Source organism: Bradyrhizobium oropedii, assembly GCF_020889685.1.
Taxonomy (GTDB): Bacteria; Pseudomonadota; Alphaproteobacteria; order Rhizobiales; family Xanthobacteraceae; genus Bradyrhizobium; species Bradyrhizobium oropedii.
Map to the genome: position 1 here is coordinate 1 of NZ_JACMYO010000483.1, position 626 is coordinate 626.

1 protein-coding gene is annotated in these 626 nt (G+C 70.3%); it reads right to left on the reverse strand.

From position 1 onward, the window contains the following. Window positions 1–613: lytic transglycosylase domain-containing protein (locus H8A95_RS43405; protein ID WP_229188502.1), on the reverse strand; the 613-nt coding region annotated here is incomplete at its 3' end. Between the last annotated feature and the right edge of the window lie 13 nt (window positions 614–626).

Here is a 626-nt window from a genome sequence, read left to right on the forward strand (position 1 = left end):
CACGCTGTGGCATCTTGCCGTTGCGGCCGGCCGCAGCCCAGTCGTCGACGCTGGAGCCGGTGATTGCGGAAACGTAATTGCGCGTCTCCTGCGGCATGTACCCGGAGCCGGCGAGCCAGTCCTGGATCCGGCGCGGGCCGGCATTGTAGGCAGCCGCCGCGAGACCGAGATTGCCGAACTGGTTGCGCAGCTCGCTGAGGAATTCCGCCGACTTCGGCAGCGCCTGCACCGGATCGAGCGGATCGAGCAACCCGCGCTCGTTTGCGGTGCCCGGCATGAACTGCGCGATGCCCTGCGCACGCTGGCCGCTCCGGGTCATCGGGCCGATCGCGTCGGCCTGGAAGCGGCTCTCCTGCCAGATCACGCGCGCGAAGAATTCGAGCGGCAGATCGTTCGCCCGCGCCGCCGACTCGATCATCAGGCACATCGCCTCCCGGGTATCGCTCTCGCGCGCGTCATCCGCGGGCTTGTCGGTTGCCGCGGCGGGCTTCTCGGCAGGCGCCGCAGGCTTCTCGACAGGTGCCGCTGGCGTCTCCGCAGGAGGCGCAGCAGGTTTCTCGGCCGATGGAGAGGCCTGCCCTGCCGGCGGTGGCGCAGGCGGCTCGGCCGGCACCTCCGCGGGTTTT